General features: G+C 52.4%; 44 protein-coding genes and 1 pseudogene. All 45 read left to right on the top strand.

The features are described from left to right. Nucleotides 1–221, top strand: a pseudogene (locus AC07N6_RS21900) (hypothetical protein); the annotation flags it as partial. 12 nt (nt 222–233) lie between these two features. Next, nucleotides 234–494 carry a hypothetical protein gene (locus tag AC07N6_RS21895; protein ID WP_494783647.1) on the top strand — a complete coding sequence of 87 codons (261 nt, stop codon included), beginning with the start codon at nt 234–236 and terminating at the stop codon, nt 492–494. Between the two features lie 13 nt (nt 495–507). Then, nucleotides 508–759, top strand: coding sequence for a hypothetical protein (locus AC07N6_RS21890; RefSeq protein WP_494783648.1), 252 nt, complete (start codon nt 508–510; stop codon nt 757–759). A 16-nt stretch (nt 760–775) separates the two neighbouring features. Then, a complete protein-coding gene (locus AC07N6_RS21885; RefSeq protein WP_494783649.1) occupies nt 776–1,132 on the top strand; it encodes a hypothetical protein in 357 nt (118 codons plus the stop codon). Further along, on the top strand, nt 1,101–1,292 hold the full coding sequence (locus AC07N6_RS21880; RefSeq protein WP_494783650.1) for a hypothetical protein: 192 nt from the start codon (nt 1,101–1,103) through the stop codon (nt 1,290–1,292). The genes AC07N6_RS21885 and AC07N6_RS21880 overlap by 32 nt, the downstream gene beginning before the upstream one ends. 10 nt (nt 1,293–1,302) lie before the next feature. Beyond that, on the top strand, nt 1,303–1,524 hold the full coding sequence (locus AC07N6_RS21875; RefSeq protein WP_494783651.1) for a hypothetical protein: 222 nt from the start codon (nt 1,303–1,305) through the stop codon (nt 1,522–1,524). 7 nt (nt 1,525–1,531) lie between these two features. Further along, complete coding sequence (locus AC07N6_RS21870) at nt 1,532–1,933, top strand: hypothetical protein (RefSeq protein ID WP_494783652.1); 402 nt, start codon at nt 1,532–1,534, stop codon at nt 1,931–1,933. After that, nucleotides 1,930–2,355 (top strand): DUF6884 domain-containing protein, encoded by a 426-nt coding sequence (locus AC07N6_RS21865; RefSeq protein WP_494783653.1) that lies wholly within the window; start codon nt 1,930–1,932, stop codon nt 2,353–2,355. The genes AC07N6_RS21870 and AC07N6_RS21865 overlap by 4 nt, the downstream gene beginning before the upstream one ends. A 191-nt stretch (nt 2,356–2,546) precedes the next feature. Further along, the gene (locus tag AC07N6_RS21860) at nt 2,547–2,777 is read left to right on the top strand and encodes a hypothetical protein (RefSeq protein ID WP_494783654.1); all 231 of its coding nucleotides are present in this window, start codon (nt 2,547–2,549) and stop codon (nt 2,775–2,777) included. Nucleotides 2,778–2,786: 9 nt separating this feature from the next. Then, entirely contained in the window at nt 2,787–2,978 is a 192-nt protein-coding gene (locus AC07N6_RS21855; protein ID WP_494783655.1) for a hypothetical protein, read from the top strand. A gap of 11 nt (nt 2,979–2,989) precedes the next feature. Then, nucleotides 2,990–3,268 carry a hypothetical protein gene (locus AC07N6_RS21850; protein ID WP_494783656.1) on the top strand — a complete coding sequence of 93 codons (279 nt, stop codon included), beginning with the start codon at nt 2,990–2,992 and terminating at the stop codon, nt 3,266–3,268. 13 nt (nt 3,269–3,281) lie between these two features. Continuing rightward, complete coding sequence (locus AC07N6_RS21845) at nt 3,282–3,686, top strand: hypothetical protein (protein WP_494783657.1); 405 nt, start codon at nt 3,282–3,284, stop codon at nt 3,684–3,686. 9 nt (nt 3,687–3,695) lie between these two features. Continuing rightward, the gene (locus AC07N6_RS21840) at nt 3,696–3,995 is read left to right on the top strand and encodes a hypothetical protein (protein WP_494783658.1); all 300 of its coding nucleotides are present in this window, start codon (nt 3,696–3,698) and stop codon (nt 3,993–3,995) included. A 16-nt stretch (nt 3,996–4,011) separates the two neighbouring features. After that, nucleotides 4,012–4,218 carry a hypothetical protein gene (locus tag AC07N6_RS21835; RefSeq protein ID WP_494783659.1) on the top strand — a complete coding sequence of 69 codons (207 nt, stop codon included), beginning with the start codon at nt 4,012–4,014 and terminating at the stop codon, nt 4,216–4,218. Nucleotides 4,219–4,394: 176 nt separating this feature from the next. Beyond that, complete coding sequence (locus AC07N6_RS21830) at nt 4,395–4,637, top strand: hypothetical protein (RefSeq protein WP_494783660.1); 243 nt, start codon at nt 4,395–4,397, stop codon at nt 4,635–4,637. Nucleotides 4,638–4,696: 59 nt separating this feature from the next. Further along, nucleotides 4,697–4,918: a hypothetical protein gene (locus tag AC07N6_RS21825; protein ID WP_494783661.1), complete on the top strand. Its 222-nt coding sequence runs from the start codon at nt 4,697–4,699 to the stop codon at nt 4,916–4,918. A gap of 325 nt (nt 4,919–5,243) precedes the next feature. Then, complete coding sequence (locus AC07N6_RS21820) at nt 5,244–5,822, top strand: hypothetical protein (protein WP_494786282.1); 579 nt, start codon at nt 5,244–5,246, stop codon at nt 5,820–5,822. A gap of 14 nt (nt 5,823–5,836) precedes the next feature. After that, nucleotides 5,837–6,142: a hypothetical protein gene (locus tag AC07N6_RS21815; protein ID WP_494783663.1), complete on the top strand. Its 306-nt coding sequence runs from the start codon at nt 5,837–5,839 to the stop codon at nt 6,140–6,142. Between the two features lie 469 nt (nt 6,143–6,611). Then, nucleotides 6,612–6,779 carry a hypothetical protein gene (locus AC07N6_RS21810; RefSeq protein WP_494783664.1) on the top strand — a complete coding sequence of 56 codons (168 nt, stop codon included), beginning with the start codon at nt 6,612–6,614 and terminating at the stop codon, nt 6,777–6,779. 402 nt (nt 6,780–7,181) lie between these two features. Beyond that, a complete protein-coding gene (locus AC07N6_RS21805) occupies nt 7,182–7,403 on the top strand; it encodes a hypothetical protein (protein ID WP_494783665.1) in 222 nt (73 codons plus the stop codon). A gap of 11 nt (nt 7,404–7,414) precedes the next feature. Then, the gene (locus AC07N6_RS21800) at nt 7,415–7,612 is read left to right on the top strand and encodes a hypothetical protein (protein WP_494783666.1); all 198 of its coding nucleotides are present in this window, start codon (nt 7,415–7,417) and stop codon (nt 7,610–7,612) included. A 12-nt stretch (nt 7,613–7,624) separates the two neighbouring features. Continuing rightward, the gene (locus AC07N6_RS21795) at nt 7,625–7,969 is read left to right on the top strand and encodes a hypothetical protein (protein WP_494783667.1); all 345 of its coding nucleotides are present in this window, start codon (nt 7,625–7,627) and stop codon (nt 7,967–7,969) included. 17 nt (nt 7,970–7,986) lie between these two features. Next, the gene (locus tag AC07N6_RS21790; protein ID WP_494783668.1) at nt 7,987–8,307 is read left to right on the top strand and encodes a hypothetical protein; all 321 of its coding nucleotides are present in this window, start codon (nt 7,987–7,989) and stop codon (nt 8,305–8,307) included. Nucleotides 8,308–8,365: 58 nt separating this feature from the next. Continuing rightward, nucleotides 8,366–8,812 (top strand): hypothetical protein, encoded by a 447-nt coding sequence (locus tag AC07N6_RS21785; protein WP_494783669.1) that lies wholly within the window; start codon nt 8,366–8,368, stop codon nt 8,810–8,812. A gap of 339 nt (nt 8,813–9,151) precedes the next feature. Further along, nucleotides 9,152–9,388 carry a hypothetical protein gene (locus AC07N6_RS21780; RefSeq protein WP_494783670.1) on the top strand — a complete coding sequence of 79 codons (237 nt, stop codon included), beginning with the start codon at nt 9,152–9,154 and terminating at the stop codon, nt 9,386–9,388. 18 nt (nt 9,389–9,406) lie between these two features. Then, nucleotides 9,407–9,682 (top strand): hypothetical protein, encoded by a 276-nt coding sequence (locus AC07N6_RS21775; RefSeq protein WP_494783671.1) that lies wholly within the window; start codon nt 9,407–9,409, stop codon nt 9,680–9,682. Nucleotides 9,683–10,083: 401 nt separating this feature from the next. Further along, complete coding sequence (locus tag AC07N6_RS21770) at nt 10,084–10,344, top strand: hypothetical protein (protein ID WP_494783672.1); 261 nt, start codon at nt 10,084–10,086, stop codon at nt 10,342–10,344. Nucleotides 10,345–10,354: 10 nt separating this feature from the next. Next, the gene (locus AC07N6_RS21765; RefSeq protein WP_494783673.1) at nt 10,355–10,546 is read left to right on the top strand and encodes a hypothetical protein; all 192 of its coding nucleotides are present in this window, start codon (nt 10,355–10,357) and stop codon (nt 10,544–10,546) included. Between the two features lie 64 nt (nt 10,547–10,610). Continuing rightward, nucleotides 10,611–10,841, top strand: coding sequence for a hypothetical protein (locus AC07N6_RS21760; RefSeq protein ID WP_494783674.1), 231 nt, complete (start codon nt 10,611–10,613; stop codon nt 10,839–10,841). 63 nt (nt 10,842–10,904) lie between these two features. Next, the gene (locus AC07N6_RS21755) at nt 10,905–11,147 is read left to right on the top strand and encodes a hypothetical protein (protein WP_494783675.1); all 243 of its coding nucleotides are present in this window, start codon (nt 10,905–10,907) and stop codon (nt 11,145–11,147) included. Between the two features lie 16 nt (nt 11,148–11,163). Then, a complete protein-coding gene (locus AC07N6_RS21750) occupies nt 11,164–11,394 on the top strand; it encodes a hypothetical protein (protein WP_494783676.1) in 231 nt (76 codons plus the stop codon). Nucleotides 11,395–11,441: 47 nt separating this feature from the next. Further along, complete coding sequence (locus tag AC07N6_RS21745; protein WP_494783677.1) at nt 11,442–11,732, top strand: hypothetical protein; 291 nt, start codon at nt 11,442–11,444, stop codon at nt 11,730–11,732. A gap of 15 nt (nt 11,733–11,747) precedes the next feature. After that, a complete protein-coding gene (locus AC07N6_RS21740) occupies nt 11,748–12,326 on the top strand; it encodes a hypothetical protein (protein WP_494783678.1) in 579 nt (192 codons plus the stop codon). A 22-nt stretch (nt 12,327–12,348) separates the two neighbouring features. Beyond that, the gene (locus AC07N6_RS21735; RefSeq protein ID WP_494783679.1) at nt 12,349–12,519 is read left to right on the top strand and encodes a MarR family transcriptional regulator; all 171 of its coding nucleotides are present in this window, start codon (nt 12,349–12,351) and stop codon (nt 12,517–12,519) included. Nucleotides 12,520–12,531: 12 nt separating this feature from the next. Next, a complete protein-coding gene (locus AC07N6_RS21730; protein WP_494783680.1) occupies nt 12,532–12,873 on the top strand; it encodes a hypothetical protein in 342 nt (113 codons plus the stop codon). 13 nt (nt 12,874–12,886) lie between these two features. Beyond that, entirely contained in the window at nt 12,887–13,075 is a 189-nt protein-coding gene (locus AC07N6_RS21725) for a hypothetical protein (RefSeq protein ID WP_494783681.1), read from the top strand. An 835-nt stretch (nt 13,076–13,910) separates the two neighbouring features. Then, nucleotides 13,911–14,150: a plasmid replication initiator TrfA gene (gene trfA / locus AC07N6_RS21720; RefSeq protein ID WP_494786281.1), complete on the top strand. Its 240-nt coding sequence runs from the start codon at nt 13,911–13,913 to the stop codon at nt 14,148–14,150. A 116-nt stretch (nt 14,151–14,266) separates the two neighbouring features. Beyond that, nucleotides 14,267–14,560, top strand: a complete 294-nt coding sequence (locus AC07N6_RS21715; protein WP_494783683.1) for a hypothetical protein — start codon at nt 14,267–14,269, stop codon at nt 14,558–14,560. A gap of 16 nt (nt 14,561–14,576) precedes the next feature. After that, nucleotides 14,577–14,798 (top strand): hypothetical protein, encoded by a 222-nt coding sequence (locus AC07N6_RS21710; RefSeq protein WP_494783684.1) that lies wholly within the window; start codon nt 14,577–14,579, stop codon nt 14,796–14,798. Between the two features lie 13 nt (nt 14,799–14,811). After that, entirely contained in the window at nt 14,812–15,153 is a 342-nt protein-coding gene (locus AC07N6_RS21705) for a hypothetical protein (protein ID WP_494783685.1), read from the top strand. 492 nt (nt 15,154–15,645) lie between these two features. After that, nucleotides 15,646–15,915 (top strand): hypothetical protein, encoded by a 270-nt coding sequence (locus AC07N6_RS21700; RefSeq protein WP_494783686.1) that lies wholly within the window; start codon nt 15,646–15,648, stop codon nt 15,913–15,915. A gap of 232 nt (nt 15,916–16,147) precedes the next feature. After that, nucleotides 16,148–16,375 (top strand): hypothetical protein, encoded by a 228-nt coding sequence (locus AC07N6_RS21695; protein ID WP_494783687.1) that lies wholly within the window; start codon nt 16,148–16,150, stop codon nt 16,373–16,375. Nucleotides 16,376–16,387: 12 nt separating this feature from the next. Next, complete coding sequence (locus AC07N6_RS21690; protein ID WP_494783688.1) at nt 16,388–16,645, top strand: sulfite reductase, dissimilatory-type subunit alpha; 258 nt, start codon at nt 16,388–16,390, stop codon at nt 16,643–16,645. A 37-nt stretch (nt 16,646–16,682) separates the two neighbouring features. Beyond that, nucleotides 16,683–17,033 (top strand): hypothetical protein, encoded by a 351-nt coding sequence (locus AC07N6_RS21685; RefSeq protein WP_494783689.1) that lies wholly within the window; start codon nt 16,683–16,685, stop codon nt 17,031–17,033. 148 nt (nt 17,034–17,181) lie between these two features. Further along, a complete protein-coding gene (locus AC07N6_RS21680) occupies nt 17,182–17,436 on the top strand; it encodes a hypothetical protein (protein WP_494783690.1) in 255 nt (84 codons plus the stop codon). Nucleotide 17,437: the final 1 nt, after the last annotated feature.

Here is a 17,437-nt window from a genome sequence, read left to right as displayed (position 1 = left end):
CCGCACGACGCAAGGATGATGGCAGTTTCGAGGTGGTGAGCGGCCGTATGCGCTTGCAGGTTCAGTTGGAGCTGCAAGGCAAGGCTGAAATGGTGGTGGCTGGTAGCGGTGAAACCGTACACGTCCATGAAGTGGATGGCAGGTTAGTTGCCTTGAGCGAGGACGCACAGGCGAACGTCGAGGATCTGGCCGCTGCCGCGATAAATCGCGCACGCGGGTAAAGGAAAACCATCATGCAGATTGTGAAATATGAGGGCAAAGTACCCAAGACCTTGAAGTTGTATTGCGACAAGAATGCTGAAAAAATTCAAGAGGTGAGAGCCGGCGGCGGGTACACCACTGAAAGTGGATTTGCATACGATATTTCCTTGCGCGATGGCTGGCGAGTGTGTGACGACATCTGCCACACGATTATTGAACCGTCAGTCGCGGATACCTTGTCCGTGTTGCGCAGAATCGTCCCGTGCAACTGCGCAAGCTGCCGTCATAAATAGATCCAGGAAAAACATGCCGCTGACGCTTGATCAAGCCATGCAGATCTACCAGGGCGCAATCGACAAGTCGGCCGGCGCCGGTGAAGGAACGACCTGGTGGGCGGCCGTGAAGGCAGAATTGGAAGTAGTAATTGCGGCCCCAACTACCACGGCGGCAGCCGATGTGATCGCCTGGTGGCACCCGATATGGAAAGATGTTGGCGACACGCCTGCACGCGCAGCTAGTCGAATTCGAAAGCACGCCGCTCGCGTGGTGGGCAAGTAAAGGAAAAATGAATCTTATGAATACTCAGAATCTGCCGTTTCTTGCATTTCCTGTCGCTACACCGCTCGACGCGCTCGATGTTGATCAGCGGGCGCGGATCGAACCATTCATGGTGGAGTGGAAGCGTATTAACGAATTAGCGGCGAAAGATCGCCGGCCTGTTCTCTCTCATGAAGTTGACGCGCTTCGAACGATTGCGATGAAATTCGCGGAAGGAAGCGCCGAAAGAGAAGCGTTAGAACATATGCTTGCATTTCCTATCGCGGGATCTGCAGCTCGGTCTTACATGACCAGATTTCCATTTGCACCTGAAGGCAGCTCACCTCGAGGAAAAGACAGAAATGGCAAAGAACCACGATCACGAACACTCTAAGCAGCATGTACAGAGATATTTGACAAAAGAACAGGTCATGGCAGCTTGCCGACTGGCCATTGACAGCGACAAAGTGACATTGGCTGTGGATATATATCGCAAAGCGTTTGGCTGCACTGATGCCGAGGCGCTGGTGGCGTTGGGTTTAGCCAGAACCTAAAGGAAAAACAATGGCTTCGTACAAAGACGCAATTTTCTGGATCGCGGCCAATGATGGCGCCGGCGATACGCCGGATGGCATGGAATATTCGGCGGCACACGCAGAAGTTCGAGGGATGGTTTCGGTCTGCCTGGTTGCTGATGTCTGGAATAAAGATCAGGATCAGGTGGCCGTCGATGTTCTGCGCGAGCGGGGCTTTTCCAAGCCGCGCACCTTCAACCTGGCCGCATAGGAAAATCATGGGGACTTATGATATCCGACGTGGCGCTGCCGCTTCTCCAGTTGCGGAAGATCCTGTCATCTACGCTGAAGAAGAACAAGTGCTGATGGTGCTTGAACAAGCTGGCGTTGCGAGCGAAGTAAACGACCAGGTGGCGGCGATCATTCGGTGTCTGTGTAAGCGTCAGGCGAACCCCGCTGTGCCGCCAGCGGACTTCGAAGAAACGATCACCTGGCACCCGGCCAGTTCTCTGCCTGATAGCGACTTGACGGTGCAGCTCTTCGACGAAAACTGCAATGAACCAGTCTGGCCTGGCTATTTCGATGGTGAGCAATGGCTCTATGCTGATGGCAGCGTCGCGCACCCGTCCAGCTGGGCGCATTTCGCAAAAGGCCCAGTGATGGGAACGGGGAAGGCATGAAGGTAGGTCTGATCGCCTGTTGTGCGGCCAAGCTTAATGAGGCTGCACCCGCATCTCAGCTATATCGAAGCGCACTTTTCCAGAAATCGAAGAAGTACGCTGAAATGCATTGTGACGAATTCGCGATCTTGTCCGCAAAATACGGTCTTGTCCTAGCAGATCAAGTGATCGAGCCATACGACCTGACTCTGAATGGCATGACATCGGTTGAGCGCGTGAGGTGGGCAGATGGGGTGGCGCGGCAGCTGGCGGAGAAATGGCCAGCCAAGCGCTGCGCAGTTCACTTCGTCATGCTCGCTGGTGGTCACTATCGAAAGAATCTTGTTCAAACACTTGATGCCGGATACCAGGTCAGCGTTCCCATGGAGGGGATGGCGATTGGTAAGCAGCTACAGTGGCTGGGGCGGCACAGTGCCGAATGAACAGAAAGGAAAAATATATGGTTATAGCAGCAATCGCAGTGTTGGTTATTTCAGCCGGACTCTTTTTATTGGGTGCGAGAAACGCGGGCGTATGGGTAGGGCTAGTTAGCGGATTGCTCGTGACATTCTATGTAATCGTCTCGAACGTGGGCGTGATCTGATTCCCTCTTCCAATTGATCAAGGAAAAATCGTGAACCTCAAAGCGTCCAACATTACCGAATGCCCAGAATGCGGTAGCAAGCACCTGACCTGGGAGACCTCCATCACCAATCGGTCAGGTGTCCAGCAAGGCAGGCTGAATACTCGTGACGTGTCGTGTGTCTTCTTCCTCGGCTGCGACCAGTGTTCCGAGACCTTGGCAACGGTCAGCGCCGACAAGATTGCGGAATTGCTGAACCGTACTCAGGCCGTGGCCGCTTGAAAGGAAAACATGAGCGCGGCGAAGCAAACAACTGTACGAGTCGATGACGAGGTAGTCGATATTTGGGTTGCTAAAGATGGTCGAACGACTTGGCGTGCGTGGGGTGAATTTCGCGGCAATCACTTTGATGCTACAGGTTCGTCGGAATCGAACGCAAAAGATCGCTGGCAACAGAAAGCCGATTACATCTCAAAAGGATAGGAAAAAATACCGTGACTTCATGGATTAAGGAAGTACCAGCAGCCGATCTTGTTGAGGGTGCGTGCTATTTCGTAGCCAAGAAATGGGCGAACCATGTCGGCACGAGCTACTTGTTCCACTCGCGGCTGCTGAATGGAAAAGAACAGTGGTCGAGCAAGCCGGGGATCGCAGTTCGCTGTGTTGCAAACGAAAAGCTACGTAAGATTCTCAACGAACGTGAAGACATCGTGGCTATCGAGATCCCGACAGACGCTGATAAACGCTGGAAGGCGCGGAAGTGCCGCTTCTGAACGAGGAAAAAGTATGTTGGCTTTCTACATTGATGAAACGCTCACGGACGCGGAAGAATCAGATGCATTGACAGTATTGAAGTCACGCGGCCTCACGCTGGACAAACTTGAGTATCGGCGTATCCCATGCGTTTTCCCTGCGGCGAATGATCCAGTTAAAAACGAGAAGATGCTTGAAGTATTGCAGGGGCATATTCGCAACGCTGGTGCACCCATTGGTACCCAAAGTATTTTCATTGTTCCGAAAGACGGGATTCGCTGGGCTGTTCTGTTGCAAGAGTCGTTCTATACGGTGACAGGTTTTTACCCAATCACAATCCAGCAGTGGCAAAGATCGCTCGCTGATGGTGACGACTCAATTGCGCGGCGCGATTATTTGAACATGATCGACATGCACGCCGTAATGACTCAGAAGTGAAGGAAGCGCATGAAGACAGCGTATGACCCGTTTGAGCCGTGCCATGAGCCGGCCAAGAGCATCTACTTGGCATTCCAGGCTGAAGCCACAAGGCGCAAAGGCCGCGAGGTGGAAGAATGGGTGAGGGCAGAACGGGAAACCGTGTTTCGTGAATGCACATACCAGGCACAGAAGCTGGGCTTGCGCGCACCGACCATCGAGGAAGTGGCTGCAGCAGAACGCTACGCGATGGGTTCCATCGACTACGGTGCGAAATGGATCTATCAGCTGGTCCGCACGATGAAGCAGCCGGCCACCCCAACTCACTAAAGCCCGAGGAAAAAACATGTTTGATCGAATCAATGCACTGGTAGCCAAGCACGGCTTCGCGTTTCAATCTTGGGATGATCGATACAACAAGGGCGTATGGGCCGCCTTGGCACCGGTCGCGCTTCACTTGGATGATGTACGGGAATCGTCCGAAGCAGGAGATAGCGACATGATTCCAGCGATGGAATATGTTCTCAGTACAGAATGGCTGCCGCTGGCTTGAGCATCTGCGCGAGGTGCAGAATGCACACAAAGGTTACGGTGCGGCGGATGGCCATTATGGAGAGCTTCCTGTGACGTTCTCGGACATGCTCGCGGGTCAACCAGTCGTCTAGAAAAACGCCGCACACGTGGCCCGCACTGGCCGGTAGCCAGATGAAGATAGAGGCAACAGTACCGATGACACAAGCGAAGAAGGATCCGTACGACAAGACCAGCACACGGCGCCAGTCAGCGCACCTGGACCGGCTGGCCGAGATCCAGGGTAAGCGCTTACCGGTGGATCTGAGTGGCGATCACCTTCGGAAGCTCGAAGCGTTGATTGGCGCAGGATATGGCCAGGCGGAGTATGGGACATCAAACGCGGCGGCCATTCGCAAAGCCATCGATGACGCGTACAAAAGGGTCGTGGAAAAAGTTTGACATCGTTTATATAAACGGTATAATGAATCATGTTCAATTGATTCAGTGAGGGATGCATCGTGACGAACCAAGCAATTAACAAGCAGTTTCTTTCTGCAACTGATGCTAAGACCCGCGGCGAAGTATTGTCGGCAGTGGCAAGTCACTACGGCATCACGAAGGCTGCTGCGTTTGATGAAATTACTCACGAAGAAGCAGAACATCTTCTCGATTATCTGACCGGTTCAATTCGTACGGCAATCAGTGTCTTGATGCGCAAGCACGGTCTTGCTGCCAACTGAAAGGAATAACGCCGGCGCCGGCGGCGATCGCCAGGCGCTGGCCAGAGAGGAAAAAACCGTCATGGCACATGCTAGGCTCCACCTGATTTGCGGGAACTGCGGCTGCAATGAGATGTGGACGTATCGAATTGATCCGGTTGGCCACGATCTCGATGGACATCTGGAGCCCGCCGTGTTCATCAAGTGCGGGAACTGTTCCACGCTGCATGACCTAGCGAACACGGCGAACGAAATAAAAGCTCTCGCAACAACCAAATAACTCGGAAAACGAAATGGCAAACCAATCAAAGCAAACCTGCATCACTGTGGTACCCGATATGGAAAGATGTTGGCGACACGCCTGCACGCGCAGCTAGTCGAATTCGAAAGCACGCCGCTCGCGTGGTGGGCAAGTAAAGGAAAAATCGGAATGAAAGTTCTTCTAACCCTTGTGAATATCCTCGCGGCCGCATCAGCCTTTATTGCGTCAGTCTATTGGTACAAGGCGTCGCGTTCAGGTCTACCCGGCATCGACAAAGAAACCGGGAAGCCTACTGCCCCAGTGAGCACGCTTGCGATGCATGCAGATATGGCTGCCGCTTTGGAGCTGCGCCGCTGCACTTTTATCCGGATTGTCTTTTTTGCTGAACTCCATCTGCTGACACAAAGGAAAAACATGGCACTTAAAATTCGATCCAAACCAGTTGAGGGAAAAGCTGTTCAATGGTTCAAGGATGGCGATAGCCCCTGGGTCACGATCAACAGATTCGGTGACGCACAAGTGAACGTCAGCCCGGTCAATTCAATGAGTGAGGCATTTACCGTGAGACCTGGAGATTTCGTGGTGGACATGCCAGGAGATCCTCTACTTCGGGTATATAGCGAAAAAGAGTTCCTCGAAAAGTTTGACATTGTCGAGCCATAGGAAGAATGAATCTTATGAATACTCAGAATCTGCCGTTTCTTGCATTTCCTGTCGCTACACCGCTCGACGCGCTCGATGTTGATCAGCGGGCGCGGATCGAACCATTCATGGTGGAGTGGAAGCGTATTAACGAATTAGCGGCGAAAGATCGCCGGCCTGTTCTCTCTCATGAAGTTGACGCGCTTCGAACGATTGCGATGAAATTCGCGGAAGGAAGCGCCGAAAGAGAAGCGTTAGAACATATGCTTGCATTTCCTATCGCGGGATCTGCAGCTCGGTCTTACATGACCAGATTTCCATTTGCACCTGAAGGCAGCTGACTCCGAGGAAAAATCATGCCATTCTCTGTCGCATACCCGGCCGGGCATAAACCGTCGCGATTAGTCGTTCTGTTTGCAAGGCTATTTGGGAGAAAGACCGTCGATAGCGCTAACGGATGCGTTGCTTATCAATGGCGAAAATGCACGGTAATTGTTTCCAATAGAAAGTGATCGGAAAACTATTGTGGATTTACTGACTCGACCAACCGTACGCTCCATCGTCAAGGCTCTTCCTGCGGCAGAGCTGGCCGAATGCGCTCAGGCCATAATCGCCTGGCAGGACACGGGGATGCTCAAAGAAGGCCTATTGCACGCTCTGGCGGCCCGTCTCCAGACAGAGGTCGGTATCGATGAGATTTCGTCTCTTGAGCAAGCAGAAGATGCTGTACTCCGCGAGGCGACTCTTCGCTTTGTGGCGTCGCAAACCGGCCTGCGGTCAGATCAGCGTTAGAACGGAAAAGGCAAAGATATGACTGTCGGCGAGTTGATTGATGAACTGAAAAAGATGCCTGGGCATCATCCGGTGCGCCTGGACTATTCTCATGCGATTGTAGGTCTCCGACAGGGCGGATCTCTGCCAATGGGGCCGGTGGTGTTGATTCAAACGCAGCATGACGATGTGCGACAAGGTGAATAGGAAAAACCGGCCAGGCCGGGAGAGGAATACGGCGCTAGCCGAGAAAGATATTCAAGTATATGAAAACACTTACTAGGGGCATTCCCGCGAACTCTCAAATGGCGTTTGTCGCACTCGAACGAGCGTCCGGAATCTGTATCGAACGTATCGCCGATCATCCTGATAATCGGGATCGTGCAGCACATGTCGTGGTTGAATGGCTGAGGGCTGGTGCAGATGTTAGGTACATGTCGGCTGACATCTCACACCACGTTCCGGAGGTGGGCTAGGCAGCATTGCGGGATCTTCCAGTCCATTCGTGTAACGCTTCAGCTGGTTCGGGAAACCGGTAAGGGAACATCGAGTGGGTATTTTGAATGGCCAATGAGGATGCCAGTATGGTGCTTGCCGGGAAGGAAAGCTATGAGCGATGAGATAAAGTGGCCGGAGGGGGATGAGCCGTCCTACTTTGGTGTTTGGCTGGATGGGATTCCGGAAAAGTACATTGACGGACCAAGGGAAAAGGCATTTAGCGAGGCAGTGGAATTCGCCAAGGGTATTGGGAATCTCGGCAAGGTAATTGTGTTGGAAATCATGCAGAGGGAAGTTTTTGCTTCGCAACCGACTATCCATGCCGTGGAATAGGAAAAACTTCAATGAAGATCATGAACGGTCATGAAGTCAAAGAAACGGGCCACTACTGGCATGTCCCGGGGAGTGGCGAAGGATGCTCAGTGCGGGTGTTTAACAACGGCGGCGGGTTTATGTGCGTAAAGCCGGGAGATACGCGAGTCTATGAGCTGACAGGGATGTATATCGGTCCATTGACCACGGCAGCAGTTCAGGGCATCTAATCAGGGGATAGCATGCAACCGACAAAGACGCCTTATCGTGTTGTTCCGATGGCCAACAAGTATGGCTATCAGATCTACGCAGGAGGCGAAAAGAAGGGTTCTCTTCGCGTCATTGCGACTTGCAGAGCGCCGGAAGGTGGTGCCGGCATAAAGACTATGACGCCGAAAGCGAAGGCAAACGCCGAATTTATCGCTTGTGCTTGCAATGCATTCGATCCGCTGATGCGCCTGGCTGAACGGGTATCGCTGCTTAACCCTGTGGCTGGCGAAATTGGGGCAGGTATGCTCGCTTCGCTGGTCGAGGAAGCCAATGCCGCATTGACGCAGGCCACGGCCGAGATTTGCGAACCAAGCTGAGCGCGAGGCAAAGCGACATGACGACATTGGGCCGCTGGCGTGAACCGAATCCGCACATCACACCGAGCGCGAAGGTTGAATGGATCGCCCCTGGTCGTACGGGTCTTCAGACGTGGGCGGGCATGATTGACGGCCATCGGGTCGCCACTATTAAAAGGCAACCGGGCCATGTCGGATCCGCGTGTACGGCTTTGCTAGATGGCTGGGTGTGGAATCTAAGTGATCTCCCCGACCCGATGCAGGTGAAAGAAAACATCGCGTGCGGTTTCGAATCGATATCCGCTGCCAAAATTGCGATTGCCGAGGCGATTCGGCTCCACGCCGACAACGCGGGATAAGAAAGGAAAACGCCGGCGCCGGCGGCGATCGCCAAGCGCTGGCTAGAGAGGAAAAGTGATGGAAGAGAATCAAGTGCTGGTTCGCGCGGGCAACGGTCGGATGGTGCTCAAGCAACTGGTAGTGCCATCGCCTGCAGTGCTGGCAGCGCAGGCCAGGCTCGAAGAGGCCAAGGCTGAATATGCCGAAGAAAAGCAACGGCAACGTGAAGCAGCGAGAGCATGGGCTGAAACTGCCGTGAATTGGATTTCTGAAAATCGCCAGGAGTTGGCGGCGGGGATGATGGCTGAACTCTCTTTCATCGATCCCAACTCGGCTCAAGCGTCATTGGCCGAATTTGAAGATACCTACAACGGCAATGCGATCCGATTGCTTGAGACGGCTGGGGGCGAACTCTGGTGGCTGGACCCAGAAGGTCGCCCGACCACGCGGCAAATGTTCGCAACACGATGCGCAGGGCGCTCTGGGGCGGCCATCGAGTTCGAAATCCGCTTTCAGCAGAGGTGAAGGAAAAACTGCACCGACGACCAGGTGCGCCACAGATCCACCCACGGCCCGCCTCGACGGGCCAGTGGCAGTAAGAAGGCCGGTATGGTGCTGGCCAGGAAGGTACGAAGATGGGAATTCACGCAAATATCACGGCAAGCACTTTTCCTAGACAAAGTGACCTGGTGGGGAAACGCGTTAAGGTCTGTTTTCATCACGATGACTCGCGCCAATTTGAAGGGGTGGTGTTGAGAGACGATCTGGAAGAACCGTTCAAGGCTATCTTCCACCTAGACGATGGCCGCACGGTACTTTCAACGGAATGCCACTATCAACCCGCCTAACATCTCAGAAAAACCGATGAATGTAACTCGCCAACAATTCAACGACGCCGTCGCTCATTTGCTCGGTGCTGAGAAATATCAGGATTTTCTCAAGGCAGGGTACAACGCGTCGGATTTTGTGAGCGAAATTGCCAAGCGCTCATTCATCAACGCACTACTAGAAGTCCGAGAGGATGAAAAGCATCTGGCAGTGGTTCGTCAAATTGCAGTGAATCTGTGGGCGGGTGAAGGCTCACTGGGATTCGTCGGATAGATCGGAAAAGTAACCGCCATGATTCTGCTTGGCCATGAAACAGAGGAAGCAGCGCAGGCATCAGCCGCTCAGCTGCGGTCGATGAGTGGTCAGGCAAGACGACTGCTGGCGGAGTGTATTGAAGCTTCTGAAATTCGCCGCAAGAAATTATCCAATGCAGTCCAGGAATTAGAGGCCGCGGGCTTCATTTTCATTCGCGATGTCGGCTCACAATGGGGCGAAGAGTTTGAGATTAAACCTTCGCTTGCTGGAGAAGAGGCGATGGAAATTATCTGGCTGTCTGAAGAGAAGTGATTCAGCTACAAAGGAAAAAGGCTATGGATAGAGATAAGGTCAATAAAGCATTGATGCCAGTTGTCCTGCTGTGTTTAAGTTGTTCCGTCGTTTACATAGTCGGCCCATACTTTGGCGGATCTAAGCAATTCGTTCAATTAACTGGTTTCTTTGCACTAATTTCGGCCGTGGCACTCGTACCATATGCATATCTTTTCGTAGGGTATTGCCTAATTAAGGCTTTGGGGAAGTGCAAAAAACTGAAAGCTAGTCAGATCTCCGAGAAATAACCGATCAGGCTGACAACGAAAGCGCCGAATTGGGAGAAAGACGGCTCTTGAATCCCAACTACAAACAATAGAAGCAGTAAGTGAGCCTAGCCGGGGTGGGAGCGGTACCAATCCTCAAAGGAAGCCAACAAAATGAATACCACTGCCAATGCCGCACGTCCTGTATACGTTGTGTGGACGTACTCGAAGGTTTCCAGAAAGTGGCTCTGTGATCGTTTTTACAATCTTGATGAGGCAAACGCGAATCATGCAAAGCGCGTTGCCAGTGGAGTCCGAGTAAAAGCGCCGTGCCTAGCAGAAGATTCACGTGATCCGAATAAAAGCGCTTTGATACTCAAATTCGTCCCGGTGTTGGGCTTGATTGCATTCGCTGCATTCTGGTATCTGAAGTAAAGGAAAAACAATGAAAAACAGTATCGCAATTATTTTGGGTCTTGTAGCTGGAATATTATTTCTATCGATGACGATTCTGTCCGTGACGAAACAGGCATACGACTGTGTTTCTGTGTTTGGGCTGGTGACCGTTTTTTGCGGCTGGATGGTAGTAAGAGCATCTAAATCAGAAACGAAGCTCTTGAAGTCGGATGTGTCTTAAGAAGCGCTAGGAAAATGCCGGCGCCGGCGGCGATCGCCAGGTGCCAGGAAGAGAGAGAAGAAAGATGGAATTGAGAGACATCAGCGTCGGTAAAACATATTTCGGCAAAATCGACTACAGGCGTGGTAACGGAAGCCACAGAACGATTTTTGCAATCGACGAATATTCGGTCTCTTTCCGAAATGAAGTTGGAAAAAATCCGCCGGAAAGTTACGTGATGTTGGCCAGCATGGGTAAAACAGAATTCGCAGAGTGGGCAGAGAAAGAAGTGCCGACTCCACCACGTCCCGATTGAAAAGGAAACCGCCGGCGCCGGCGGCGATCGCCAGGCGCTGGTCAACAAGGAAAAGGAGTCAAAGTGAAGACAGTTTCCGTTGATGATTTTGCCGCTGCTCGCAGCTATCGAGAGCAGAAAGGCTTCGCAGGGGGCGTCGTTGTCATATTCAACGGTGAGGTGCAAGGCTGGGTGAATGAACTTCGCAATCCAGAAAGCTGGAGACCTGGTTGTGTTGCGATCGACGAGGATGGCAAGACCTGGACATCAGCCCTCGGCAACAACCAAGACGGCGCATTGATGTGGCTGCCGAATGATCCGGTCTGAACAGGAAGGGAAAATCGTGGATGTAATCGACATCAAACACATTCCGGCCGGAGCCGCAGTAGAAATAATCCGGGCCGACTTTCTGCCGGTACGCCAGACTGAGACTGCGTATAACTACCTCTGTCTTGATGCGCAAGAGCGACTTGTGACTACACAAGGCACCGCGCACCTGGTTGGCGGGGTGACTGTGGCCGAGCTGGAAAAGTCGCTGAAGAGTCTCGGATTCGCGCCGTTCTCATCAAACTGACGAAGTAAAGGAAACCGCTGGCGCCGGCCAGAGAGGAAAAAAAGACAATGAAACAACTCCCGCTGATTCTCGCCCTTGTTGCAGTCTTGGCCGCTTGCGGTGAACACGCCGTCCCTGGATCGTCGCTCGCCGCGAGATTCATGGCGGCAGAGTATGTAGGCAAAGCGTATGGCGTTAATCCCGTCCGAGTAAATGATGAACCGCTTGTGTCCGGAGACTCGGCAAATGTGACGGCTTCGTATCAAGACCAGATTTGCAATTTGGAATTGGCCAAGAGTATCGGTGCAAACGAATACGGCTGGCTTACAAAATCTATTCGGTGCGGCAAAGCCACCTAACACAGAGGAAAAAGCATGGTAACGATTGGTAATTCAGATCTTGAACTAATCATTCGAAAGGCACGCGAAGCGTCTCTCGCTAATTCGCCTTCGCTGCTGTCGGTCGGTGAAGCAGTTGCAGCTGCGCTAGTGCTCGACCGGCCAGATTGGCTTGCGAAGATGGGTTATACGCTAGCCGGAGCAATCGAACGCATTGGCCCGGAATGGGCGCGACTGATCCCGGCCGCTGCCAATCAGCTGCATGTGCAGTCCGAACAAGAAGCATATGCAGAGGCGGAACGGCGGCGTCTGGCAAAGTTGGACGAGATCCGGGTGCAGAGCGATGCAGAAGACGAAGCTGATCTATCTGCGGAATTGGTAACGACCGGCACCGCGCCAGGTTACCGTGACATCAGCGTGGTGCTGAACTTGACGTCAATCGGAGACGATCATTCTGAGCCATTGCGCGCACGGCTCCACATCAACCCCCAAGATGGCCTGTCGATTGCCCAAGAAATTTTGAGAGTGCACCGCTTCGCATGGCGGAGAGAGCAGCCACTGGATGCCTTGCCTGGCGAAACGAAACCAGCATGGATTGAGAGCATAGTTCTCTGAAAGGTATCGAGGAAAAACTTCCATGAAAACATTGACCGTAGCCGAGATTTGCCAGCGCAATGACTTGTCCGTGCAGACGGCAGAAAATGCCCTCGCCAGCTTGCAAGAAAAAGGGCTTGTTAGCGGCTTTGTTCCCGGTGATGTGCATGCTCAAATCACCCTGACCGCCGAAGCGGCCAAGTACCTCAACTGAACCAGGAAAACAATGAGCATCTTGCACGAATCCTACAAGCCGGGGAACCTGACGACGCTAATTTTTGGTGACGGTAGCACCGTTGTCTTTGGATCGGTAATCGAGGCTGGCTGGAAGTGTTTGGGGCACATTTACAGCGCGGAGTTACCAGACGGCTCGTTTGTCGCCTTTGATGCGCGAATGATTCCTCAATTTGCGCATGCCTTCGAAAAGGTGAGTCATGCACCAAGCGTACGGTTGGAAGCCCTGGCGGTAGCAATGCGGAATCACTTTGTCGGCAGAGAGGAATTCTATGCGTCACTCGTCGGCGTCGGACAGAAAATGGCGGCACGCCCAGCTGCAACCCTTCACTGACCAAGGAAAAAGCATGGATCAGCAGGCGTTCGGGATCGGCTCCAAGGTGAGGGTTGTTGGACTCTCAGGAGAATGGTACATCGAGGAGATGGTCATGCCTGGCGATCACATCGTTACCGAAAGGCCGTATTGGCTGAGTCAGGACGGGCACAAGTCCGGATGGATTCGGGCTGCTGAAAACGAATTGACTCTGTGTGAATAGGAAAAACCGGCCCTGGCCGGAAAAGAAAAAATGACAGACGACGAATTGAAGAAATTGGAAGATGAGGCAAAGAGCATTATTGGATGGCTCTTTTTACTTCGCTGCGTGTTCGCCTGGGTTCCCCTCGGCTTGTACCAGCTTTACTTGGGTAAGTCTTTTACGGTAGCGCAAGTCATCGCATACGTCGTGCTAATTCCTGCCATCCTATACATCTATGATCGGTTTTTCGTGAAATAGGAAGGAAAAATCGCACGATGAACTTTTGCCCACATTGCGGAGAGAAGGTAGTTAGCGCCGGTTCAGCTCCGGTTGTCGAATCGTGCCAAATTGTCGTACCCGACTCGGTGGATCTGGGCGTAGCTTCATCAGATGTTCTTGCTAGGCTCCGACCAAAGGTAGTTGGACTTACCGGCCGTATAGTTTGGAGTTCTTCAGGACGGCTTCGAGGCCGCAAGTGACCATGTGAAAGCGACCTTGATCGCGGGATAAGGTAAAACGCCAGCACTGCCGACGACCAGGTGCGCCACAGATCCACCCACGGCCCGCCTCGACGGGCCAGTGGCAGTAAGAAGGCCGGTATGGTGCTGGCCAGGAAGGTACGAAGATGGGAATTCACGCAAATATCACGGCAAGCACGTTTCCTAGACAAAGTGACCTGGTGGGGAAACGCGTCAAGGTCTGGTTTCGTCACGATGACTCGCGCCAATTTGAAGGGGTGGTGTTGAGAGACGATCTGGAAGAACCGTTCAAGGCTATCTTCCACCTAGACGATGGCCGCACGGTCCTTTCAACGGAATGCCACTATCAACCCGCCTAATATCTCGGAAAAATCATAATGAAAGTGGACTTGAAAATCGCTGCAGGAATGACCCCAACTGCGAACAAGCTTTATCAATATGCCGGTAGCAGGCAGCTTCCATCAACCATCACCACCCACGATTTGCAGCGCCTGTGTGGGATTGAAGGCGTCATTCCTGGCTGGACGGAAGAGGTAGAACGTGTTTGTCGCGAGCTGGTGAGCGCGAACGTTGTTCGTAGCGCCTATGTCGATAATGGCGTGATCCACCTCAAATAGATCGGAAAAATCGGCACCGACGCCAGGTGAATGACAGAACTGCCTACGGCCCGCATTGACGGGCCAGTGGTCATGAGAGAGGTCAGCTGGTGCAGGCCAAGAAAGGAGAATGGGATATGTCAGGCGTTCAATGGGAGCATCGTGCAGATGCACCAGGTTACTTTGTGAGCATGGATGGTCAGTTTCAGACGCTGCTCGATGATGACGGTAAGTTCGTCGTCTGCAAGACGACCGAAGGGGACGGCAAAGGGTTCGAAGTGGTTGCTGGGCCTGCTGACTCGCTGGAAGCATTGGGTGTGCCGCCGGCGCTGGTTGATGAAGTGGACGACTTGATGCTTGACGATATCGTGGCTCGTGCTAAACGCGGCGAGTCCGTTGGCATTTCGGTCCTGATGCCCAAAGTGGAATAGAACGGAAAAACCGGGAATGACAAAGAAAACATTCAATGTCCATGTCGTGCTTGAAGGCAAGGGAGCCGACTATCGGGACTACATGGATGGCAAGCGCGTGTCGAGCGATGGCAGGGAGCTTCGATCAAATGATGTGATGAAAACAGATATGGTAGAAGCGAAGAACCGTGTTGATGCACAGCGGATCATGTCTCAAAAATACCCTGGGCGTGTGGTACACATCATTCCTCTAAATTAGATCGGAAAACGCCATGAATAAGTTCCCGTGGATGTATGCAGTTGTATTTTGTGCTGCGTGGGGTATGGTTGGAATGGATCTGCTAAATGGTGAGAGAACGACAATTGGTAGTCTGGCTGGTCTCTGGTTGGTTGTGCAGGCAATTGGGCTTGGACTGCAAAAGCTCCACATCGGCATTTCAGAGCGCCGCTTCTGGCAATTTTGGGCTGATGCCCCCGATGGCGGTATCGCTGACATTAAGCGGAGACGTTGGGCGTGGTTTTGGTACGAAATACTCTCGCACATATCGTTGCTCCAGTATGACACTGGCGCTCCAGGTAATATTGTGAAAAGGCGCGACAAAGACCACCACTAACCCATCAAGGAAAAACTGTGAAGCATTGGCGAGCAGATATCTAATAGGGAGGGAAATGGCGCGCACGCCCGGTACCGGCCCGAATCCGGAAATTAAACTCACGGGGCTGACTGGAAGCCCGTTCAACGAAAGGTTGTCCATGAAATTCGAAACTCTTTTCCGTTTGCCGCGAAGCCTAAAGTGTTTGTTGACTTTAATGTGTTTAACACCGTTCTTGGCTTTGTATCTGTTCAATCGATGGGAAGACGCTCAGTTATCAAGTATGGTCTCATCGAATGCCTTAATCACTGCATCGGTGCGTCCAGAGGTATCAAAGGTCGCTATCGATGCAGCTTGGATGTACTCAAATGCGGAGAAAGATGCACACAATGAACTCATTCTTTTGTTGATAGTGTGTTCTGTGTTGGGCGTCTTTTTAACATTTTTTCTGTGGTGGCCGGCACACAGCAACGCGAAACATGTCGTCTCCGAAAATGGATAGGAAATCGACCGATGAGCAAGTCCGTATCGTTGCAGCCGACCTTCCGTCTGCGTTGGCTCGCGAGGAGCAATGCAGTGACTGCAGCGGCAGTTCAGACGTATCGCGATGAGCATGGAGTGAGCATGTTCGAGGCGAAAAGGATTCTTCAAAACAGCAAGCCGACTGTGCTACAGCAATGGTATCAAGACGTTGTCGACAGTGAGAATGGTGAATGGCGCGAGATCGACATCGTCGTTGAGCCGAGTCCAATCGCTCCAGAGAAGAATGAGTCGCGTCGCTAGGAATTGAAGTTAGGAAAAATCAATGTTTAAGAGACTCTTTAATTGGTTTAAGCCACGTCGCGAACTCAAGGGCGGAGTTGTGCTCCGTGGTGACCGGCCTGTCGTATTGAAAGACGATGAAGAAGAGCAATTAGTCGTCATTCCGACACGTCTCGACTGGCGGAAACGTAGTACCGAACTGCGAGTTTTCGAGGCAGTTAATCGGCACACTAAGAAATAGAACGGAAAATAGATGATTGCCGCACGACGCAAGGATGATGGCAGTTTCGAGGTGGTGAGCGGCCGTATGCGCTTGCAGGTTCAGTTGGAGCTGCAAGGCAAGGCTGAAATGGTGGTGGCTGGTAGCGGTGAAACCGTACACGTCCATGAAGTGGAAGGCAGGTTAGTTGCCTTGAGCGAGGACGCACAGGCGAACATTGAGGATCTGGCCGCTGCCGCGATAAATCGCGCACGCGGGTAAAGGAAAATTGCCATGTTTCGCGCTACTCAAGGCTCGATAAAGTTCAAGTTCTCCACCGATTGCCCTAAAGACGTTAAGGCCAACATCATTCACCGATGTCTTTCAGCCATTGAGACGGGGCGCGCGGCGACCGTGCCGCCGCGCTATCAACAGTGGGTCACGGTGATGGAAATACGAGTCCGCGGGCGAATGTTGCCGATCATCGGGTTCGTGTCGGACGAGCGCATCGCCAGCACTTTTGCCCACATACGCCGTATCGTCCGGCTGTAAACATACGGGAGAACTACATGGATAGGGGCTCTAAGAAATGATGGGTAATTTTGAAGCCCATGAGCAAGCTTGGTTTTTTGCCGGAGCATTGACGATTTTCTGCCTCATGCAGATTGCTGGCTTGATAAAAACACTGGTAGGTAGACCGATTGGTAGGAAGGAACTTGAAAAGGCCGAGAATGTGCTCGCTCACCACAAGTTGTCGGCCTTTTGGTACATGCCCACTATCGGCGTGGACGACTTGGAATTGCGAGAAGCGCTTGATCGCGTAGCAATGCATGGGAAGGTGATACTAGATGCAGACAATCGGCTTGTGGGGCGCTTGTTACCAAAACTAGAAAGTGAACGTGGACCACGTCTTCGCCTCGTCGTAGACAACACCAAATAGGTCAAGGAAAAATGATGCAGATGACAGAAGAACTTGGGGCCGGCCATGCGCCGGCTTTTTGCTGACGACGATTTGTTTATGTTGACAGCGTTTAATTAAACGCTATACTCGGCTTTACTTCACATCGAAAATTAACTTAGGAGTTGTAATGCCGCGTTACGCAAAGGCTGACAAAGCGCGTGTCACAGTGCCGCCTACGGTGACACAGTATTATAGAAAGCGTGGGCAAAATGTGCCTGGATTTCTGTCTGATCCAGGTGGCTACATCAATGTGCCTGTGAGTACAACGACTCGCGACAATCTGCATGCGCTCAAGGAATCCATGAGTGTTAGCGGCCAGGCCGAAGTCATCGAGAAGGCGATTGCTATTGCGATGGCGATCGTTATCGCGGCGAAGGGCTGAT

Source organism: Herbaspirillum sp. GW821-FHT09A12 (assembly GCF_059418325.1).
The sequence above is the reverse complement of the archived record's forward strand: the minus strand, read 5'-3'. Positions and strand labels throughout refer to the sequence as shown.

Bases quoted from the DNA above. Each gene is read 5' to 3' on its own strand.
- AC07N6_RS21895 (WP_494783647.1), top strand. From the start codon at position 234: ATGCAGATTGTGAAATATGAGGGCAAAGTACCCAAGACCTTGAAGTTG.
- AC07N6_RS21890 (WP_494783648.1), top strand. From the start codon at position 508: ATGCCGCTGACGCTTGATCAAGCCATGCAGATCTACCAGGGCGCAATC.
- AC07N6_RS21885 (WP_494783649.1), top strand. From the start codon at position 776: ATGAATACTCAGAATCTGCCGTTTCTTGCATTTCCTGTCGCTACACCG.
- AC07N6_RS21880 (WP_494783650.1), top strand. From the start codon at position 1,101: ATGGCAAAGAACCACGATCACGAACACTCTAAGCAGCATGTACAGAGA.
- AC07N6_RS21875 (WP_494783651.1), top strand. From the start codon at position 1,303: ATGGCTTCGTACAAAGACGCAATTTTCTGGATCGCGGCCAATGATGGC.
- AC07N6_RS21870 (WP_494783652.1), top strand. From the start codon at position 1,532: ATGGGGACTTATGATATCCGACGTGGCGCTGCCGCTTCTCCAGTTGCG.
- AC07N6_RS21865 (WP_494783653.1), top strand. From the start codon at position 1,930: ATGAAGGTAGGTCTGATCGCCTGTTGTGCGGCCAAGCTTAATGAGGCT.
- AC07N6_RS21855 (WP_494783655.1), top strand. From the start codon at position 2,787: ATGAGCGCGGCGAAGCAAACAACTGTACGAGTCGATGACGAGGTAGTC.
- AC07N6_RS21845 (WP_494783657.1), top strand. From the start codon at position 3,282: ATGTTGGCTTTCTACATTGATGAAACGCTCACGGACGCGGAAGAATCA.
- AC07N6_RS21840 (WP_494783658.1), top strand. From the start codon at position 3,696: ATGAAGACAGCGTATGACCCGTTTGAGCCGTGCCATGAGCCGGCCAAG.
- AC07N6_RS21835 (WP_494783659.1), top strand. From the start codon at position 4,012: ATGTTTGATCGAATCAATGCACTGGTAGCCAAGCACGGCTTCGCGTTT.
- AC07N6_RS21830 (WP_494783660.1), top strand. From the start codon at position 4,395: ATGACACAAGCGAAGAAGGATCCGTACGACAAGACCAGCACACGGCGC.
- AC07N6_RS21820 (WP_494786282.1), top strand. From the start codon at position 5,244: ATGTTGGCGACACGCCTGCACGCGCAGCTAGTCGAATTCGAAAGCACG.
- AC07N6_RS21815 (WP_494783663.1), top strand. From the start codon at position 5,837: ATGAATACTCAGAATCTGCCGTTTCTTGCATTTCCTGTCGCTACACCG.
- AC07N6_RS21810 (WP_494783664.1), top strand. From the start codon at position 6,612: ATGACTGTCGGCGAGTTGATTGATGAACTGAAAAAGATGCCTGGGCAT.
- AC07N6_RS21805 (WP_494783665.1), top strand. From the start codon at position 7,182: ATGAGCGATGAGATAAAGTGGCCGGAGGGGGATGAGCCGTCCTACTTT.
- AC07N6_RS21800 (WP_494783666.1), top strand. From the start codon at position 7,415: ATGAAGATCATGAACGGTCATGAAGTCAAAGAAACGGGCCACTACTGG.
- AC07N6_RS21795 (WP_494783667.1), top strand. From the start codon at position 7,625: ATGCAACCGACAAAGACGCCTTATCGTGTTGTTCCGATGGCCAACAAG.
- AC07N6_RS21790 (WP_494783668.1), top strand. From the start codon at position 7,987: ATGACGACATTGGGCCGCTGGCGTGAACCGAATCCGCACATCACACCG.
- AC07N6_RS21785 (WP_494783669.1), top strand. From the start codon at position 8,366: ATGGAAGAGAATCAAGTGCTGGTTCGCGCGGGCAACGGTCGGATGGTG.
- AC07N6_RS21780 (WP_494783670.1), top strand. From the start codon at position 9,152: ATGAATGTAACTCGCCAACAATTCAACGACGCCGTCGCTCATTTGCTC.
- AC07N6_RS21775 (WP_494783671.1), top strand. From the start codon at position 9,407: ATGATTCTGCTTGGCCATGAAACAGAGGAAGCAGCGCAGGCATCAGCC.
- AC07N6_RS21770 (WP_494783672.1), top strand. From the start codon at position 10,084: ATGAATACCACTGCCAATGCCGCACGTCCTGTATACGTTGTGTGGACG.
- AC07N6_RS21765 (WP_494783673.1), top strand. From the start codon at position 10,355: ATGAAAAACAGTATCGCAATTATTTTGGGTCTTGTAGCTGGAATATTA.
- AC07N6_RS21760 (WP_494783674.1), top strand. From the start codon at position 10,611: ATGGAATTGAGAGACATCAGCGTCGGTAAAACATATTTCGGCAAAATC.
- AC07N6_RS21745 (WP_494783677.1), top strand. From the start codon at position 11,442: ATGAAACAACTCCCGCTGATTCTCGCCCTTGTTGCAGTCTTGGCCGCT.
- AC07N6_RS21740 (WP_494783678.1), top strand. From the start codon at position 11,748: ATGGTAACGATTGGTAATTCAGATCTTGAACTAATCATTCGAAAGGCA.
- AC07N6_RS21735 (WP_494783679.1), top strand. From the start codon at position 12,349: ATGAAAACATTGACCGTAGCCGAGATTTGCCAGCGCAATGACTTGTCC.
- AC07N6_RS21730 (WP_494783680.1), top strand. From the start codon at position 12,532: ATGAGCATCTTGCACGAATCCTACAAGCCGGGGAACCTGACGACGCTA.
- AC07N6_RS21725 (WP_494783681.1), top strand. From the start codon at position 12,887: ATGGATCAGCAGGCGTTCGGGATCGGCTCCAAGGTGAGGGTTGTTGGA.
- trfA (WP_494786281.1), top strand. From the start codon at position 13,911: ATGAAAGTGGACTTGAAAATCGCTGCAGGAATGACCCCAACTGCGAAC.
- AC07N6_RS21715 (WP_494783683.1), top strand. From the start codon at position 14,267: ATGTCAGGCGTTCAATGGGAGCATCGTGCAGATGCACCAGGTTACTTT.
- AC07N6_RS21710 (WP_494783684.1), top strand. From the start codon at position 14,577: ATGACAAAGAAAACATTCAATGTCCATGTCGTGCTTGAAGGCAAGGGA.
- AC07N6_RS21705 (WP_494783685.1), top strand. From the start codon at position 14,812: ATGAATAAGTTCCCGTGGATGTATGCAGTTGTATTTTGTGCTGCGTGG.
- AC07N6_RS21700 (WP_494783686.1), top strand. From the start codon at position 15,646: ATGAGCAAGTCCGTATCGTTGCAGCCGACCTTCCGTCTGCGTTGGCTC.
- AC07N6_RS21695 (WP_494783687.1), top strand. From the start codon at position 16,148: ATGATTGCCGCACGACGCAAGGATGATGGCAGTTTCGAGGTGGTGAGC.
- AC07N6_RS21690 (WP_494783688.1), top strand. From the start codon at position 16,388: ATGTTTCGCGCTACTCAAGGCTCGATAAAGTTCAAGTTCTCCACCGAT.
- AC07N6_RS21685 (WP_494783689.1), top strand. From the start codon at position 16,683: ATGATGGGTAATTTTGAAGCCCATGAGCAAGCTTGGTTTTTTGCCGGA.
- AC07N6_RS21680 (WP_494783690.1), top strand. From the start codon at position 17,182: ATGCCGCGTTACGCAAAGGCTGACAAAGCGCGTGTCACAGTGCCGCCT.